The sequence below is a fragment of the Micromonospora sp. A3M-1-15 genome, assembly GCF_024213425.1.
Classification (GTDB): Bacteria; Actinomycetota; Actinomycetes; order Mycobacteriales; family Micromonosporaceae; genus Micromonospora; species Micromonospora chersina.
Window position 1 is genome coordinate 1,649,291 of sequence record NZ_JANAVK010000001.1, and the last position, 16,242, is coordinate 1,665,532.

At 72.0% G+C, this 16,242-nt stretch carries 16 protein-coding genes; 7 read left to right on the forward strand and 9 right to left on the reverse strand.

Annotation, left to right across the window (positions count from 1 at the left end):
* The first annotated feature begins 84 nt into the window (after positions 1-84).
* Entirely contained in the window at positions 85-1,668 is a 1,584-nt protein-coding gene (locus tag NLX85_RS07590) for an acyl-CoA carboxylase subunit beta (RefSeq protein WP_254332694.1), read from the forward strand.
* A gap of 49 nt (positions 1,669-1,717) precedes the next feature.
* Here NLX85_RS07590 and NLX85_RS07595 read toward each other — a convergent pair whose 3' ends face one another.
* From NLX85_RS07595 to NLX85_RS07610, 4 genes are read right to left on the reverse strand one after another with little or no spacing between them, the layout of a single operon-like run.
* Positions 1,718-2,599: a hypothetical protein gene (locus tag NLX85_RS07595; RefSeq protein ID WP_254332696.1), complete on the reverse strand. Its 882-nt coding sequence runs from the start codon at positions 2,597-2,599 to the stop codon at positions 1,718-1,720.
* Complete coding sequence (locus tag NLX85_RS07600; RefSeq protein WP_254332698.1) at positions 2,592-3,095, reverse strand: SigE family RNA polymerase sigma factor; 504 nt, start codon at positions 3,093-3,095, stop codon at positions 2,592-2,594. The genes NLX85_RS07595 and NLX85_RS07600 overlap by 8 nt, the downstream gene beginning before the upstream one ends.
* A gap of 58 nt (positions 3,096-3,153) precedes the next feature.
* A complete protein-coding gene (locus tag NLX85_RS33385) occupies positions 3,154-4,137 on the reverse strand; it encodes a ketopantoate reductase family protein (protein ID WP_254332700.1) in 984 nt (327 codons plus the stop codon).
* 54 nt (positions 4,138-4,191) lie between these two features.
* Positions 4,192-4,935: a M50 family metallopeptidase gene (locus NLX85_RS07610; protein WP_254332701.1), complete on the reverse strand. Its 744-nt coding sequence runs from the start codon at positions 4,933-4,935 to the stop codon at positions 4,192-4,194.
* A gap of 187 nt (positions 4,936-5,122) precedes the next feature.
* Between NLX85_RS07610 and NLX85_RS07615 the strand changes: the two genes are divergently transcribed.
* Positions 5,123-5,878, forward strand: a complete 756-nt coding sequence (locus tag NLX85_RS07615; RefSeq protein WP_254332703.1) for a GH25 family lysozyme — start codon at positions 5,123-5,125, stop codon at positions 5,876-5,878.
* 96 nt (positions 5,879-5,974) lie between these two features.
* Here the strand turns inward: NLX85_RS07615 and NLX85_RS07620 are convergent, their stop codons facing one another.
* Positions 5,975-6,205 (reverse strand): hypothetical protein, encoded by a 231-nt coding sequence (locus tag NLX85_RS07620; protein WP_254332705.1) that lies wholly within the window; start codon positions 6,203-6,205, stop codon positions 5,975-5,977.
* Positions 6,206-6,294: 89 nt separating this feature from the next.
* Positions 6,295-8,280: a serine/threonine-protein kinase gene (locus tag NLX85_RS07625; RefSeq protein WP_254332707.1), complete on the reverse strand. Its 1,986-nt coding sequence runs from the start codon at positions 8,278-8,280 to the stop codon at positions 6,295-6,297.
* A 91-nt stretch (positions 8,281-8,371) separates the two neighbouring features.
* Here NLX85_RS07625 and NLX85_RS07630 point away from each other — a divergent pair, with 91 nt between their 5' ends.
* From NLX85_RS07630 to NLX85_RS07655, 5 genes are all read left to right on the forward strand, one after another.
* Positions 8,372-8,584 carry an acyl-CoA carboxylase subunit epsilon gene (locus NLX85_RS07630; RefSeq protein WP_254332709.1) on the forward strand — a complete coding sequence of 71 codons (213 nt, stop codon included), beginning with the start codon at positions 8,372-8,374 and terminating at the stop codon, positions 8,582-8,584.
* A gap of 101 nt (positions 8,585-8,685) precedes the next feature.
* Positions 8,686-9,138 (forward strand): hypothetical protein, encoded by a 453-nt coding sequence (locus tag NLX85_RS07635; protein WP_254332713.1) that lies wholly within the window; start codon positions 8,686-8,688, stop codon positions 9,136-9,138.
* Positions 9,139-10,567: 1,429 nt separating this feature from the next.
* Positions 10,568-11,653, forward strand: coding sequence for a type VII secretion-associated serine protease mycosin (gene mycP / locus NLX85_RS07645; protein WP_256566558.1), 1,086 nt, complete (start codon positions 10,568-10,570; stop codon positions 11,651-11,653).
* 10 nt (positions 11,654-11,663) lie between these two features.
* On the forward strand, positions 11,664-12,320 hold the full coding sequence (locus NLX85_RS07650; RefSeq protein ID WP_254332719.1) for a nucleoside triphosphate pyrophosphatase: 657 nt from the start codon (positions 11,664-11,666) through the stop codon (positions 12,318-12,320).
* Between the two features lie 9 nt (positions 12,321-12,329).
* Positions 12,330-12,983: an O-methyltransferase gene (locus tag NLX85_RS07655; protein WP_091314075.1), complete on the forward strand. Its 654-nt coding sequence runs from the start codon at positions 12,330-12,332 to the stop codon at positions 12,981-12,983.
* A 106-nt stretch (positions 12,984-13,089) separates the two neighbouring features.
* Here the strand turns inward: NLX85_RS07655 and NLX85_RS07660 are convergent, their stop codons facing one another.
* The 3 genes from NLX85_RS07660 to NLX85_RS07670 form a co-directional block, all read right to left on the reverse strand.
* Positions 13,090-14,370, reverse strand: a complete 1,281-nt coding sequence (locus NLX85_RS07660) for a sugar MFS transporter (RefSeq protein ID WP_254332721.1) — start codon at positions 14,368-14,370, stop codon at positions 13,090-13,092.
* A 64-nt stretch (positions 14,371-14,434) separates the two neighbouring features.
* Positions 14,435-15,190 carry an ABC transporter permease gene (locus NLX85_RS07665; RefSeq protein ID WP_254332722.1) on the reverse strand — a complete coding sequence of 252 codons (756 nt, stop codon included), beginning with the start codon at positions 15,188-15,190 and terminating at the stop codon, positions 14,435-14,437.
* A gap of 17 nt (positions 15,191-15,207) precedes the next feature.
* A complete protein-coding gene (locus tag NLX85_RS07670) occupies positions 15,208-16,167 on the reverse strand; it encodes an ATP-binding cassette domain-containing protein (protein ID WP_254332730.1) in 960 nt (319 codons plus the stop codon).
* Positions 16,168-16,242: the final 75 nt, after the last annotated feature.

The following is a 16,242-nucleotide window of genomic DNA, read 5'->3' on the forward strand; positions in this document are numbered from 1 at the left end:
CGGCCCGCACGCCGCCGGGTCGCCGGGAAGCGGTGAGGCGCACTGCACAGCGGCACCCACCTGAACCATCGTTATATTCCCTGAGTGACTACCGAGACCGGGATCAACATCCACACGACCGCCGGCAAGCTGGCGGACCTGGAGCGACGGCTCGACGAGGCGGTGCACGCCGGGTCGGCACGCGCGGTCGAGAAGCAGCACGCGCGGGGCAAGAAGACCGCTCGCGAGCGGATCGAGATGCTCCTCGACGAGGGCTCCTTCGTCGAGCTGGACGAATTCGCCCGGCACCGCTCGACCAACTTCGGGCTGGAGAAGACCCGCCCGTACGGGGACGGCGTGGTGACCGGCTACGGCACGGTGGACGGCCGGCAGGTCTGCGTCTTCGCGCAGGACTTCACCGTCTTCGGCGGCTCGCTCGGCGAGGTCTTCGGCGAGAAGATCGTCAAGCTGATGGACCTGGCCATGAAGATCGGCTGCCCGGTCGTCGGCATCAACGACTCGGGCGGCGCGCGGATCCAGGAGGGCGTCGCCTCGCTCGGCCTCTACGGCGAGATCTTCTTCCGCAACGTGCGGGCCAGCGGCGTCATCCCGCAGATCTCGCTGATCATGGGTCCGTGCGCGGGTGGCGCGGTCTACTCCCCGGCGGTCACCGACTTCACCGTGATGGTCGATCAGACCTCGCACATGTTCATCACCGGCCCCGACGTGATCAAGACGGTCACCGGCGAGGACGTGGGCATGGAGGAGCTGGGCGGCGCCCGCACCCACAACGCCCGCAGCGGCAACGCGCACTACCTCGGCACCGACGAGGAGGACGCGATCGAGTACGTCAAGGCGCTGCTGTCGTACCTGCCGTCGAACAACCTGGACGAGCCGGTGGTCTTCGACTCGCCGGCGATCCTCGACATCACGGACGCCGACCGGGAGCTGGACACGCTGATCCCGGACTCGGCCAACCAGCCGTACGACATGCACCAGGTCATCGAGCACGTCCTCGACGACGGCGAGTTCCTGGAGGTCCAGCCCCTCTACGCGCAGAACCTCGTGGTCGGCTTCGGCCGCGTCGAGGGGCGCCCGGTGGGCGTGGTCGCCAACCAGCCCATGCACTTCGCCGGCACCCTCGACATCGCCGCCTCCGAGAAGGCCGCCCGGTTCGTGCGCACCTGCGACGCGTTCAACATCCCGGTGCTGACCTTCGTGGACGTCCCTGGCTTCCTCCCCGGCACCGGGCAGGAGTGGGACGGCATCATCCGCCGCGGCGCGAAGCTCATCTACGCGTACGCCGAGGCCACCGTCCCGAAGGTCACCGTCATCACCCGCAAGGCGTACGGCGGGGCGTACGACGTCATGGGCTCCAAGCACCTCGGCGCGGACCTGAACTTCGCCTGGCCGACCGCCCAGATCGCGGTGATGGGGGCGCAGGGCGCCGTCAACATCCTCTACCGCTCGGAGCTGGCGAACGCCGAGGACCCGGCCGCCGTCCGGGCCGAGAAGATCGCCGAGTACGAGGACACCCTGGCCAACCCGTACATCGCCGCCGAGCGCGGATACGTCGACGGGGTGATCCCGCCGCACGAGACGCGTACCCAGGTCGTGCGGGCGCTGCGGGTGCTGCGCACCAAGCGCGAGACCCTGCCGCCGAAGAAGCACGGCAACATCCCGCTGTAGCAATCGTTGCCGAGGCCCCCACCGGATGTCCGGCGGGGGCCTCGGCGCGTCAGCAGCCGGGGTTCGCGGCGGCGCACATCCGGCCGGCGGCGACGCGGGCCAGGTCCAGCAGCCGCGCCTGCGTCATGGTGTTTCCCGGCACGCCGGGCTGGAGGGGGTCCTCCGGAACCAGGACCGTGACCAGGTCGCCGACCCGGACGACCAGCCGGTCCTCGGGCCGGGGCGGGATGACCACCGGTTCGCCGGCCGCCGGCTCCACCGCCACGGACATGGAGTGCCGGAGCAGGATCGCCTGGTCGCCGGCGAAGGCGCTCGCGGCAACCGTCCACTGGTGCACCACCATCGTGTCGACCATCCCCTGATCGCCCTGAAGCCGGTTCATCTGCCGCCATCCCGCACAGGCCGCCACCGACCGGTCGAGGTCGGTGAAGAGCCGCTGCGCCGCCCCGGGTTCCAACCGGTAGACGTCCTGACTGATGACCGGCCTCCGGTAGGGGGCGGATCCGCTCAGCTTGGTGGACCCGATCAGTGTCTGCGAGCGCGAGTAGCGCGAGACGGCCTGATCCCCTGGCAGCCCCTGCTCCTGTGCGCACGTCCGGAGGACGTCGTCGACCCGGACCGGCTCGTCGAGGCCCGTGTCGCCGAGCCGCTCGTCGGTCTTCTCCGGCACCTCGGCCGGGGTCAGCAGCGCCTCCACGGGGATCTCCGCGCGCCCCCCGGCGCCGACGCCCGGTGGGAGTGGTGCCGGCGCCCCGGCACGGCCGACGGCGACGGCCGAGACCGAGGCGACCGCCAGCACGGCCGTGGCGGCCGCCACCGCGGTACGCCGGCTGCGCCGTCGGGCCATGCGCCGGATCTCGGCCGGCTCCGGCCAGCGGACCTCCCGCAGGTCGCGGTGGACCAGTTCGACGAATGTCGCGTCGTCACGCATCTGCGGCCTCCTCCTCCAGATCCACGACGGCCAGCAGCCCGGCCAGCGCGGCCCGCCCGCGCGAGAGCCGGGCCTTGACGGTGCCCACCGGCGCCTCGGTCTCCCGGGCCACCTCGGCCACCGGCATCCCGAGCAGGTAGTGCAGCGCGATGGCGGTGCGCTGGGCCTCCGGCAGCCGGCGCAGTGCGGCCACCACCTCCAGCGTTTCGGTGCTCGGCGCGGGGACGCTCTCCTCCGCCCCGTGCCGCAGGTACGCCCGGGCACGGCTGCGCAGGCTGCGCCACCGGCTCACCGCGATCCGGCTCGCCACCACCCGCAGCCAGGCCTCCGGGTCGTCGTACCCGCGTACCGTCGGCCAGCGCTGCCAGGCCCGGATGTACGCCTCCTGCACGGCGTCCTGGGCCTCGGCCAGGTTGCCGGTGAGCACGTAGACGAAGCCGAGCAGCCGTTGCCGGCTGCCGCGGTAGAACTCGTCGAATCCCTCGCTGTCGGGCACCTGTCACCTCCCCGTGTTCGCAGGGGACACGCCTGGCGCGCGGGGTGCGGTTGCCCGGTCAGCCGACCAATTTCTCCAGCTCCGCGAGGGGGAAGCCGCCGGCCGGGATGCGCTCGCGGACCGCCCGGCGGACGGCGGCCTGGACCGCCTCGTTGGCCGGGGTGGGCACCCCGTGCAGCCGGCCGAGCAGCACGATCTCGCCGTTCAGGTGGTCCGCCTCGGCGGAACCGGCGCCCCGGGCGAGGCTCTGCCAGGTGGAGCCGCCGGCCCGCTCCTCGCCGTCGACCGGCCGGTGCCGTACCCGATCGCCCCGCTCGGCGGCCTCCTCCTCGCGGGTCGTGTGCGGGATGCCGGCGGTGGCCAGCGCCTCCTCGCCCTCGGCGCGGACCCGGGCGACCAGCGGCTCGGGCACCTCCGGGCCGAGCAGCGCCTGGAGGCCGTTGCCCAGGTTGCCGAGCAGCTTGCCGTACTTCCAGCGCATCACGTCGTCGCGGACCGGTGCGACGAACCCGGCGGCGGTCAGGTCGGCGGCGATCGCGCGGCTGGTGTCGTCCGCGCCGGACGGGTAGCGGCCGAGGTGCAGCATCCCCGGGTGCGGGTGCCCGTTCGCCACGACCACACCGGGTTCCAGGTGGGTGGCGGGCAGCCAGACGCAGACCGGGTGCACCCGGGCGAACAGCCGCAGCGCCGCCGGCTCGTTGGCGACGCCGTTCTGGGCCAGCACGATCGGCAGCCGCTCGCCGGCCGTCCCGCCGCCCTCGACCGGGGTGTCCACCCAGGTCGCCAGGGCCGCCGCGGTGTCCTGGGACTTGACCGTGAGCACCAGCACGGTGTCCGCCGGCAGCGGGCGGTCGTCCGGCCCGGCCAGCGCGGGCAGCCGGCTCGTGACCGTGCCGTCCGGCGTCCGCAGGGTCAGGCCCCGCTCCCGGAGCGCGTCCAGATGCGCGCCGCGGGCGACCAGCGTCACGTCGCGGCCGGCCTCCCCCAGCCGTACGCCGATGGTGCCGCCGACCGCGCCCGCCCCGATGATCACGTATCGCACCCGTCCGATTCTGCCCCTCCCCGGCCCGGCGCTCGGGGGCGGGCGGGGCACCGCTCAGATGGTCAGCCCCGCGTCGGTGAGGATCGGGCCGGCGAGCAGCAGCGCGCCGGCGCCCAGCGCGGCCAGGCTGACCAGCAGGAACACGGTCACCCAGAACAGCGGCGGGAAGGGGGTGAGCCGGGCGAGCTGGTCCGCGTCGGACTCGGGCATCCGCCCCCGGCTGCGCAGCCGTTGCAGCTCGATCACCGGGCGGACGCCGCCGAAGAGCAGGAACCAGACGGACGTCCAGGCGAACGCGGCCTGCACCTGCGGCGAGGCGTACCAGGAGACGGCGAGCACCACGCCCCCGGTGACCAGCAGGGACAGCACGCCGAAGACGTTGCGGATCATCACCAGCATGGCCAGCAGCAGCGCCACGGCCACCCAGAGCAGCAGCGTGATCCGGTTGCCGGCGAGCAGCCACGCCCCGGCGAGACCGATCAGCGACGGGGCGACGTACCCGGCCAGCAGGGTGAGGATCATCCCCGGGCCGCTGGGGCGGCCGGCGGAGAGGGTGAGCCCGGAGGTGTCCGAGTGCAGCCGGATGCCGCGCAGCCGCCGGCCGGTGAGGAGGGCCGCGAGCGCGTGGCCCCCCTCGTGCGCGATGGTCACCGCGTTGCGGGCGATCCGCCACGGCAGCCGGGTGCCGACCACGACCACCGCGACGACGGCGGTCAGCAGCACCAGCAGTGGCGGCGGGTCGGGCTGGGCGCCGAGCAGCTTGTCCCAGAGGGTGGTCAGGCCGTCGATCAGGGGCATGGGCGGGGAGCCTACCGGCCTGAGCTGTGTCGTTCGAGAGGCGCAGCGTCGTAGCGCCGCTGAACCGACCCGCACCGGTCATCGAGGCGACGACGATCGTCAATGAAAAATTCTTTAAGTCCCCTTGCGATCTAGGGCAGTTACCTCCAAAGATTGGCGTCAATCATTTGACGTCCTGGAGGCATCAATGGCTCGTACCAGACTCTCCGTGCGCCGGCTGCTCGCCGCCGCCCTGACCGTCGCCGCCACCGCGGCGGCGGGCCTCGTCGCGACCGCCGGACCGGCCGCCGCGGCCACCACCCCCGGCATCGACGTCTCGCGCTACCAGGGCACCATCAACTGGACCAGCGTGCGGAACGCCGGCATCCAGTTCGCCTTCATCAAGGCGACCGAGGGCACGAGCTACAAGGACCCGAACTTCAACAGCAACTACACCAACGCCTACTACGCCGGCGTCATCCGCGGGGCGTACCACTTCGCGCGGCCGAACCTCTCCTCCGGCGCGACCCAGGCCGGCTACCTGGCCAGCAACGGCGGCGCCTGGTCGGCCGACAGCCGCACGCTCCCCGCCGCGCTCGACATCGAGGCCAACCCGTACAGCGGGGGCTACTGCTACGGCCTGAGCACCACCGGGATGCGCAACTGGATCCAGGACTTCCTGAACACCTACCGCTCCCGCACCGGCCGGTACGCGGTCATCTACACCACCACCAGCTGGTGGAACCAGTGCACCGGCAGCTGGACCGGCCCGTGGGCCAACCACCCGCTGTGGCTGGCCCGCTGGTCGAGCACGCCGGGCACCCTCCCGGCCGGCGCCCCGGTGTGGAGCTTCTGGCAGTACACCAGCACGGGCAGCGTCTCCGGGATCAGCGGCAACGTCGACCGCAACTACTGGAACGGTGACCGCACCCGGCTGATCGCACTGGCCAACAACACCGCCTGACCGTCATCCACGGTCGCCAGTCGGCGGCAGCGGGATCGGCTACGACCGAGGTCGACAGCTGGTCCGGCTGCCGCCACTGTCGTCCTACCGCCGGGGTCACGCCCTACGTCGCGAGGCGACCGGCACGGGGACGGCGCCCCGACCGGCCAGGGTGGTCCGGCGGGCCAGTCGCCACGTCGCCACCCCCGCGACGGTGAGGGCGACGACACCGAGCGCCGCGACCGGCGCGGACAGGCCGGCGCTCACCAGCAGCAGAACCACGTCCCCGAGCGCGACCAGCATCCACAGTGCCAGCCGGGGGCCGGTGTCCTTGTGTCGGTAACCCATGTCGTACCTCCTTCCGTCGTCGTGGGTCTCAATACCCCCGAGGACGGAAGGCCATGCGAGTCAGTTTCGCAACGGCGGGATTCGCCGGGTCAGTTCACCCGATCGGGCTGGAAGCCCTTGGTGATGATCTCCCAGTTGGCCAGGTTGGCGTCCCAGGCGTTCGCCGGGACCTCCCAGCGCAGGGCGTAGCCCCGGTTGCTGGCGGTGGCCACGCCCCGGTTGCGCACGTGGAATCGGGTGCCGCTGTCCCGCGTCTCCAGCCAGTCCCAGTCGGCGCAGGTCCGGTACCAGTCGCACGGCTTGATGCTGACGTACTGGTAGGCGGTGACCCGGCTCCGGCGGGCCGGCTCCTGCTGCCGCCAGTCCGCGGCCGCGTCACTCTTCGGCGAGTTGGTCCACTGGATCAGCAGCACCCGGTTCGTGCCACCCACCTCGTAGAGCACCACCGAGTTGTCGGCGGAGCGGACCCGCGCCTTCCACCCGTTCGGGATCGGCACCTTGAAGCCGATGGGGCCCTCGTAGAGGGTCCACCCGGCCGGCAGCACGAAGCCCGTGGGCGACGGCGTCGCCGAGGGGGTCGCGCTGGGCGCCGCGCTGCTCGGCGCGGCCGAGGTCGGCGCGACGCTCGTCCCCGGCGCGGGCGGGGCCGCGGCGGACGAGGTGGTGGCGGCCTGCTGCCCGCCCTTCTTGTCGCCGTCACCGGAGTTGAGCAGCGGCACGGCCACCGCCAGGCCGACCAGCAACACCGCGACCAGGGCGCCGATCAGCAGGTTGCGCCTGTTGCGCTCCGGCTTCGTGCCCGGGAGCACCGCCGCCCGGCCGGTCGACGGCGCCGGGCTGACCGGCTCGGCCAGCACCGACGTGGGGTTCCTCGGCGGGGCCGGCGGCTCCACCACCGGCTCGCCGTCCAGCCGCGTCTCGTCCAGGGCCGGGTCGGCACCGTCCACCCGGGTGTCGTCGACCACCGGCTCGGCGTCGAGCTTCGTGGTGGGCTCGGCGACCGGCGGGGCCACCTTCGCGGTGGGCGCGGCGTCCGCACCGGCCGGCACCTTGGCGGTGGCGCCGGCGATCCCCGCGGCACCTGCGGCGGCCGCCGCGGTCGTACCCCCGTCGGGCTTGCGCGGCGCCGGGGTCACCGGCGGCTCGGCCTGGTCGTCGGCCGGACGCGGCGCCGGCACCAGCGGAGGGCGCGGCCCGCGCGGACCGTTCGGCCCCGGCCGGCGTACGCCGTCCAGCAGCGAGATGCCCTTGGCCCGCCGCCCCGCGGCCTTGCGCAGCATGCGCTCCGCGATCTCGGCGGTGATCCGCTCCTCCGGGTCCTTGCGCAGCAGGCCCTGGAGCACCGGCTTCAGCGGCCCGGCGTTCTTCGGCGGCGGCAACGGCTCGGTGGCGAGGGCGGCCAGGGTGGCGATCGCCGACGGCCGCGCGTAGGGCGACTTGCCCTCGACGGCGGCGTAGAGCGTGGCGCCCAGCGACCAGAGGTCGGCCTCCGGCCCCGCCGTGCCGTCCTTCGCCCGCTCCGGCGCGATGTACGCGGGCGAGCCCAGCACCATGCCGGTGCGGGTCACGTTCGGGTCGCCCGGGATCGTGGCCAGGCCGAAGTCGGTCAGCACCACCCGGCCGTCGTTGCCGAGCAGCACGTTGCCCGGCTTCACGTCCCGGTGCATGACGCCGGCCTTGTGCGCGGCCTTCAGCGCGCCAAGCACGCCGAGACCGATCTCGACGGCCTTCGCCGGCGAGACCGGGCCGTCCTCGGCGATGGTGTCCTGCAGGGACTTCGACGCCACGTACTCCATGACGATCCACGGATCGCCGTCGGTGCGCAGCACGTCGAAGATGCGGACCACGTTGACGTTGTTGAGCCGGGCGATCGCCCGGGCCTCCCGCAACGAGCGTTCCCGCATCTCGCGGCGCTCATCCGGCGTGAGGCTGGGCGGCGGAACGAGTTCCTTGATCGCCACGTCGCGGTGCAGCACCTCGTCGCGCGCCTTCCACACCCGACCCATGCCGCCCTGGCCGAGCGGTGAGAGGAGCCGGTACCGGTCGGCGACGAGTTGGGGAAGCGCGTTAGACATCGCTGAGACCGTACCCGGCAGCCGCGACCCGTACACCGGCGGCACGCCACTGTGCGGTGAAGGTCAAGTTCTGGACGCGTACCCTGTCGGCATGTCTGCCGAAGAGCCGCTGTTCCGGATCGTCCGCGGCGTGCCCAGCGCCGAGGAGCTGGCCGCCCTGGTCGGCGCGATCGTGGTGCGCACCCGGCCGGCCGCGGCCACCGCGCCGGCCGCCGTGTCGCACTGGGCGCGCAGCGCCCGTCCGGCCGGCGCGGCGCCGGTCGCCGGCCCCGGCGCGTGGCGCGCCTCCGGCCTCCCCCGCTGACCCTTCCCGGGTACGCCGCCCGCGCATCAGGACTGCCGGGATCCGCGACGAGCCATTAACCTCACTGAGGGAAACCGTGCGGTGACGGGCAGGGAGGGTCGATGATCCCGGAGGACAACCAGCCGGCCGGCTGGCTGCGTGACTACGGCGGCATCGAAGCCGACATCCGACGGATGCGCGAGTTCGCCGACCGGCTCCAGGACGAGGTGACCCGCAACTACGCCCCCCACCTGTCGTACATCGCGGACGACATGAAGGCCCCGGTCCCCAACCCGGCCGACGCATTCGTCGAGCTGGTCCAGTTCCTCCAGGCCCACCACGAGACCCAGCAGGCCACGGTCAGCATGGTCTGGGACCTGGCCCCGGCCACCGGCCGGCTGGCCGGCGCCGCCGCCCACATCGCCACCAGATACGGCGACTCCGACGCGTTCTCCTCGGCCCGGGTCGCCGACGTGGAACGTGCCCTGGCCGCGCCGTCCACCGCGGCGGCCCGCCCCGTGCCGCCCCTGGCCGATCCGACCGCACCCGAGCAGGGGCGGGTGGTCCTGCCGTGATCGAACGGGGCAGCGGGCGCACCTCCGGGCTCACCGACTGGCGGCTCATGGACGTGCTCAGCATGTGGGCGTGCCTCCAGGACCAGGACACCACCGGCCAGTGGAAGCAGGTCGCCGGCTGGCGCAAGGTCTGCGACCTCGCCCTGACGCACCTCAGCCGGCTGCGCGAATACCGGCGCGGGCTCGCCGAGGCGTGGCCACCGGAGACCAACGCCGCCGCGCGGGCGTACCTCGGTGAGCTCGACCAGCTCATCGACCAGGTGCAGCGCACCCACGACGCGGCCGCCGCGAACTACGACGCGCTCGCCGCCGCCACCCGCGCCATCGGCAGCACCCGCGCCGAACTCCAACCGCTCTACGACGAGTACGCGGAGAAGGTGCGGCAGAAGCGGGCGTACGAGACGATCCTCGCCGACCCGAAGGCGGTGGCGGGGAGCCGGCTGCCGGAGAAGCCCCCGGTGACGGATGCTGACCTGGAGCAGCTGAACGTACGTGCCCGCGGGTTGATGACGGGACTGAGCGGCGAACTCCAACAAGCCCAAGTCATGCTCCGCCAACCTCCACCGAGAAAGTGGCCGGGCCGCGATGATGGTGCAGCAGGCCCCAACGAACAGTCGATGGCGCCGGTTATCCCACCTATCGTGGCTGTGCCCCTGCCGACGGCGAGCAGGAGCACCCGCCCGGGTCGGCAGGCAACGGCAGGAACCCCTCTATCGAGTCCTTCAGCGCCGGGAGTGGGGCCAATTCTGGGTGGGGCGGGAGCAGGGCTTGCACCGCCACCCGTTAGCTCAAGCGTCAGCCCGGGCACACCTCACGCCCAGCCCATGCCCCAGCAAAATTTCGGCACGCCACCTTCCATCACCAGTTTTCCGAACTCGTCGGGCCGTTTATTGCCTCCAAGCCGCCTTGGAGAGCCACGGGGGCCACTCGGGCGGCCATCAGTGGGTGACGCCAAGAGCCTTCCACACGCAACTCCACCGAGGACCCCTCCCTTGGGGGGACTGATTGGTGGCGCGCCAGGGATGGGGGTTAGCCAGCCAAGCTCGTCAGTCCCGCCGCGTCGCGTCAATCCTGTCGGTGGTGTAATCGGAGGCGGTGGAGCGGGCACGGCACCAAGCGGCGCAGCGGGGTCACGTCCCGGTGCTGGGAGGGCTGGTGGAACACATAACCTGTCCCCGATCGGCGGCGCACCTGGTTTGGGCCCGACGGGCGCGGGAGGATCGCCGAACCGTTCAATTCGCGGCAGCCAAAGCGAGCGAGACCAGCGCATTTGGGATCCCGACCATCCTTGGGAAATCGACGAAGGCACGCCGCCCATCGTCCGCCCACCCGAGGACAAGGGACCCATTGACCCGGGACCAGCAATCGGGTTTGATAGGTGAGACGTGCCGCAACTTTCGCCACCGCGCAAATCGCTATTGCAGGAGCAATGCTTTGCACGTCACCTGCACTCGCGATCGAGGCGCCACCCCCGAGGACTGATCCAGTTCGCAATAGCGAGTGGCACCTACGCTACCTCAAGGCAGATCAGGCACAGCGGCACGCCACAGGCGCAGGAGTGACCGTGGCAGTACCGGATACTGGCATTGCGCTCCACCCAGACTTGCGGAAGAACCTACTTCCCGGCCTCGACACGACCAACAACAAGGCAGGCGATGGCCGACGAGACTTAGATGGCCACGGGACTGGCATGGCTGGCCTGATCGCTGCCCATGGCGGCCCTGGAAATACAGGCATCCTCGGCATAGCCCCGGAAGCAAAGCTCCTCCCGATCAGGGGCAAAGAGAGAAGTGAAGGCGGAAACACAGAAGACCTCGCAGCCGGCATAGACTTCGCCATCGAGCACGGCGCTGACGTGATCAGCATCTCTGCGGCTGCGGGAGCAGACATACGCCTTCAGCAAGCGATCAGAGCTGCAATTCAGGCGAACATCGTAGTTGTAGCAGCAGCCGGCAATACGACAGAATCTTCTATTGTGGAGTATCCGGCTAGCAGCCCTGACGTGATCGCAGTTGGCGGTATCGATAGGAACGGGAATCGGGCAGCAATATCCGTCAGCGGTCCAGAGATCGACGTAGTGGCGCCGGCGGTGGACATTTACAGCACCGGGATCAATGGCGGTTATCGCGTCGGCACTGGTACGTCCGATGCCACCGCGATCGTGGCCGGGGCTGCCGCGTTGATCCGTTCCAAGTACCCCGATCTCCCCGCTCAGGAGGTCGCCCACCGCCTGACCGCCACCGCGATCGACAAGGGCCCGCCCGGCCGCGACGACGAGTACGGCTACGGCGTCATCGACCTCGTCGCCGCCCTTACCGCCGACGTCCCCCCACTCGGCTTCGAATCGCCGTCGGTCACCGCGCCCACCTCGACGGCGGCCCACAACAACAGCGACGACAACTCGACCGCCCGCGGCCTGGCCACGCTGGGCGTGTTGCTCGCGGCGGGCGGCGGTTATCTGGTCTGGCGCCGCCGTCGACGTGCCGGCGACCCGCCGCCGCGGATCAGCCGGTAGCGTCGGTGGGGTGTTGACCTCCGTGCCGCTGCGCCTCGTACTCGCCTCGCAGAGTCCTGCCCGCCGCAAGCTGCTCCAGGCCGCCGGGATCGAACCCGACGTGCTGGTCAGCGGCGTGGACGAGTCGCAGGTGGTCAGCGATCGGGCCGAGGAGCTGTGCCTGGAGCTGGCCCGGCTGAAGGCGCAGGCGGTGCTGGGCCGGCTGCGTCCCAACCCGGACGAGCGGACGCTGGTGCTCGGCTGCGATTCGGTGCTGGCGTTTGACGGGGAGATTCTCGGCAAGCCGACCGACGCGGCGGACGCCACCCGGCGGTGGGAGCGGATGCGTGGGCGCAGCGGGGTGCTGCACACCGGTCATTGTCTGATCGACGTGGTGCACGAGTCACGCGCGGAGGCGGTCGCCTCGACGACCGTGCACTTCGCGGACATCAGCGACGCGGAGATCGCCGCGTACGTGGCGACGGGTGAGCCGCTGGCGGTGGCCGGGGCGTTCACGATCGACGGGCTGGGCGGGGCGTTCCTGACCGGCATCGAGGGCGACCCGGGCACGGTGGTGGGGCTCTCCCTGCCGCTGCTGCGTAATCTCCTCGCCGACTTGGAGCTGAACATCACCGACCTGTGGACGAAGGTCGCGCCCGGGGGCCAGGAGATCGAGCATCTCGGCTAACGTCCGATCATGAGCACGAAGCCGTTGCCGCTGACCCCGGAACTGCACGCGTACCTCGTGGCGCACGGATCCGCCCCCGACGAGATCGTCCGGGAGCTGGCCGAGGAGACCCGCGCCGCCCTTCCCGCCCAGGCGGACATGCAGGTCGCGCCCGAGCAGGCCGCGTTCCTGACCTTCCTGACCCGGCTGCTGGGCGTGCGGCAGGCGGTGGAGGTAGGCACGTTCACCGGCCTCTCGTCGCTGGCCATCGCCCGGGGCCTCGCCGAGGGCGGCCGCCTGACCTGCTTCGACATCTCCGAGGAGTACACGGGCGTGGCCCGGCGCTACTGGACCCGGGCCGGCGTGCAGGACCGGATCGAGCTGCGTATCGGTCCGGCCGCGGAGACGCTGCGCCAGCTGCCGCAGGAACGCTACCTGGACCTGGCGTTCATCGACGCCGACAAGGTCGGCTACCCGGTCTACTGGGACGAGCTGGTGCCCCGGATGCGCCCGGGCGCGGTGATCGCCGTGGACAACACGCTGCGCGGCGGCCGGGTGCTCGCCCCGCAGAATGCCGACGACCGCGCCATCGCCGCCTTCAACGACGAGATCCTCGCCGACGTCCGCGTCGAGGTCGTCATGCTCCCCATCGCCGACGGTGTGACCCTGGCCCGGGTGCTCTGACCAGCCGCCGTGGTGGCGCCGTGGTCCGCACCCGCCGGGCATCACCACCCGCGCCGACCCGGCGCCGATCAGGCAACGACCGGAGGCAGGTCGAGCCGGGGAGCGGTCACGCGGCGGCGGCGACCGGGGTGCGGTCGTCGCCGGGTGCGGGCCGGCGCAGGGCGCGGCCGAGCCGCACGGTGAGGAGCATGGCCGCGGCGATGAAGCCGGGCAGGAGCAGGAAGGCCAGGTGCGGGCCGACGCCGTCGGCCACCCACCCGAGCGCGACCGGCGCGATCCCGAAACCCACAGCCATCGAGTACGACGCCCAGCCGGCCGCCTTGTCCGCGGCCGGCCCGGCCGCGGCGAGGGCGATGGAGATCGCCAGCGGGTAGTGCAGGGCGTTGCCCAGCCCGAGCACGACCAGGCCGGTGACCGCCAGCCAGCCGACCGGGGCCGACCAGAACAGCGCGAACCCGGCCAGGGAGACGGTCAGCGCGGCGAGCAGCAGCGGCACCGGCGGCCAGCGCAGCGCGAGCCGGCCGCCGGCCAACCGGCCCACGAACATGCCGCAGACGATCGCCGCGACGGCCGCGGACGCCCCGCCGGCGCTGAGCCCGGCGTGGGTACGGAGCACGTCGGCGGTCCAGAGCGACAGGCAGACCTCGATCGAGCCGGTGACCGACATCAGCACCCAGGCGATCCAGTACGCCCGCGGCAGCCGCCCGGCGACCGCGCGATGTCCGAGATCTTGGACAGTTTCCGTTCGAGACGAACGGTGAGTCTCCAAGATCGGACGTGCCGGCCGAGCGGGCGCGGCGGCAGCCGCGACAGCGGGTGCGGCCTTCGGGAGGCGTACCCGGAAGGTCAGGGCGGCGAGGGCGACAAGCGTGATGAGCCCGACCTCGACGGCCATCACCGGCCGCCAGCCGAGGCCGCCGTCCACGGTCGCGCCGATGACCAGCGGCGCGAGGATGCCCATGCCGGCGCAGGCCGCGTTGGCCTCGCTGAGCGCGGCGGGCGCGCCGGGCCCGTGGTGGGCGGTGAGCACGACGTTGACTCCGCTGATCACCATCATGCCGAAGGTGGCGATGACCGCGACGGCGGCGATGGTGGCGGGCAGCGGGCGGAGCAGGCCGAGGGCGGTGACGCCGGCGGCCACGCCGGCCAGCCCGAGCCAGATCGCCGGGCCGCGGCCGAGGCGGCGGGCGGCCGGCGCGAACAGCGCGCCGCCGGCCAGCGCGCCGACCGCGATGCCGGTGCTGTGCAGGCCGGCGACGGCGGCGCTGGTGCCCTGTTCGTCGCGGAGCAGCGGGACGACGGGACCGAACCCGTAGAGGAAGAAGCCCCACATTCCCAGCTGGGCGTAGGTCAGCCAGGTCGTCCGGTCACGGGTGAGGCGGGGCACCGGCCTTACGCTACGCGCGCGCGGCCGGCACCCCGCCCCGGTTGAGAGGCAGCTCTCGTCCCCCTCAGCGGACGCTGCGCGCGAACTGCCGCGCGGCCCAGACCACGCCGGCGACGGCGAGCACCGCGATGATCGTCAGGCCCTGCCAGACCTTGTCGTTGCCGAGTTCACCGGCGAATAGCGCCCGGGTGCCGTCGACCGCCCAGGAGAACGGGTTCCAGTCGGCGACGCCCTGGAGCCAGCCGGGGGCGTACATGAGCGGCAGCAGGATGCCGGAGAGCAGCAGCACCGGCTGGGCCACGGTGTTCATGAGCGGGGCCAGCGCGTCCTCACTCTTGACCTTGAGCGCGACGCCGTAGGAGACGGCCGAGGTCATGAGCGCGATGAGCGCGAGCATCAGGTAGGCCAGCAGCAGGTAGCCGATGAAGACGCGCAGGTCGAACAGGAGCGCGAGCAGGGTGATGATGACCGCCTGCGCGATCAGCGAGACCACGTCCCGCAGCGAGCGGCCGAGGAGCAGGGCGAGGCGGCTGACCGGGGTGACCCGGGACCGCTCGATGACCCCGGCGCGCAGCTCGGCGATCAGGCCGAAGCCCTGGAACAGGCCGCCGAAGATGGCCAGCAGCACGAGCAGGCCGGGTACGAAGATCTTGTACGCCTCGGCCTGGGTCGACACCCGCAGCGCGGGCTTGAGCAGCGGGGCGAAGAGCAGCAGGTACATCACCGGCTGGAAGACGCCGACGAAGACCCAGACGGGGTTACGCAGCAGGAGCTGGATCTGCCGCTGGAAGATCAGCCACGTGTCGCGGGCGAGTTTCATGTCAGTGCTCCCGATGCTCAGGACTCGCGCAGCGAGCGGCCGGTCTTGGTGAGGAAGACGTCGTCGAGGCTGGGGCGGTGCAGCTCGATCGAGCGCAGCTCCAGCCCGGCGTGGTCGAGGCGGCGCAGCACCTGCGGGATGGCGGTGGCGCCCTCGTCGACGTAGAGCCGCAGGCCACCCTCGTCGACGGTCTCCAGCTTGCTGACGTACGCCTCGGTGTCGAGCAGTTCGGCGGCCTTGGGCGCGGTGGCGGCGTCGAGGCCGACCAGCACGACCTCGCCGGAGATCTCGCGCTTCAGCTCGGCCGGGGTGCCCTCCGCGACCACCTCGCCGTGATCCATGATCGCGATCCGGTCGCAGAGCGCGTCGGCCTCGTCGAGGTAGTGCGTGGTGATGAAGACGGTCATCCCCTCGGTGCGCAGCCGGCGGATCTCGTCCCACATGTGGGCCCGGCTCTGCGGGTCGAGGCCCGTGGTCGGCTCGTCCAGGAAGACGATCTTCGGTTCGTGGATGATGCCGAGCGCGATCTCGACGCGCCGGCGCTGGCCGCCGGAGTAGGTCTTGCACTTGCGGTCGGCGTACTCGCTGAGCTGGAAGGCGTCCAGGGCGCGGGCGGCGCGGCGGTGCGCCTCGGCCTTGGAGATGCCGTAGAGCCGGGCGTGCAGCACCAGTTCCTCGCGGGCGGTGGACTCGTCCCAGGTGCTGCCGCCCTGGGCCACGTAGCCGATCCGCCGGCGCACCTCGGCCGGGTCCTTGCGCAGGTCGGCCCCGGCGATGGTGGCCTCGCCGCCGTCCGGCTCGATGAGGGTGGCGAGCATCCGCAGGGTGGTGGTCTTGCCGGCGCCGTTGGGGCCGAGGAAGCCGAAGATCTCCCCCTCGGCGACCTCGAGGTTGACGCCGCGGACCGCGTCCACGGTCTTCGTCTCGCGACCCGCGCGGGAGCGGAACGACTTCCGCAGCCCCCTGGTCTCGATCATGTCTGCTCCTGGTCCTCCGGGCCGGACGCGACCGGCCGTCGATGGTCCGCGAGGACGCACGGCTCCCCCACGGCT